Source organism: Methylobacterium sp. WL119 (genome assembly GCF_008039875.1).
In the GTDB taxonomy this organism is placed as follows: domain Bacteria; phylum Pseudomonadota; class Alphaproteobacteria; order Rhizobiales; family Beijerinckiaceae; genus Methylobacterium.
Genome location: NZ_VRUU01000246.1, coordinates 1 through 810 on the forward strand (window position 1 = coordinate 1; position 810 = coordinate 810).

The following is an 810-nucleotide window of genomic DNA, read 5'->3' on the forward strand; positions in this document are numbered from 1 at the left end:
CAATATTAGTACTTACCCCTTTAACATTATTGGGGGCTGCGGGGGCCATATTATTAAGCAGTGGAACGATTCAGCCTCCTCATTTGTTTTTAGGTTTTATTTTAATAGTCTTGTTCTTCAACAGGGCTGTGATTTCAGATACATTTTCTCATTTTAAAACAGGGAGAATTATATTTTGGCTTTTTGCATTAAATATTTATGCTACCGTATCGGCAATATTCTTTCCAAGAATTTTTTCCGGCATTACTCAAGTCAATACAATTGGCGTATCTGACTATGGTCCAGCTGTTTTAGAAGTGCCTTTGGGTCCCACCTCTGGCAACATCACTCAAACCATATACCAAACCGCAAACTTTTTTTGCTTTTTGTTTATCACTTTGTATTGCAGATCAGAAAAAGAATACCGAGTTCTTCTGCGCTCTATAGTTATATGCGCCTTCACGAATATTTTTTTTGCAGCTGCAGATCTTATAACATTTTGGACAAACACGCCATATCTATTAGGCTTCATAAGGAATGCTGGGTACGCTCTGCACATTGAGGAAGCTGGTGCAGGGCTTCACCGAATTGCTGGATCTTTTACTGAGACTTCTGCCTTCTCATACGCAACGATCGGTATTCTATGTTTTACGGCTAGATTGTTTATAATTGGCTTTCAGCCAATAGTCATGGGTGTAATATCTGCCATATCACTATTTCTTCTCCTTATTTCTACTTCCAGTACTGCAATCGCGGTTGTACCTATAATTATACTATATCAATATTTTATATCTGCCGTCGATATAATGATTAGGCGTCATTCTAGATCGC

At 38.1% G+C, this 810-nt stretch carries 1 pseudogene; it reads left to right on the top strand.

The features are described 5' to 3' along the window. Positions 1-810 (top strand): annotated as a pseudogene (locus FV227_RS29470) (hypothetical protein); the annotation flags it as partial.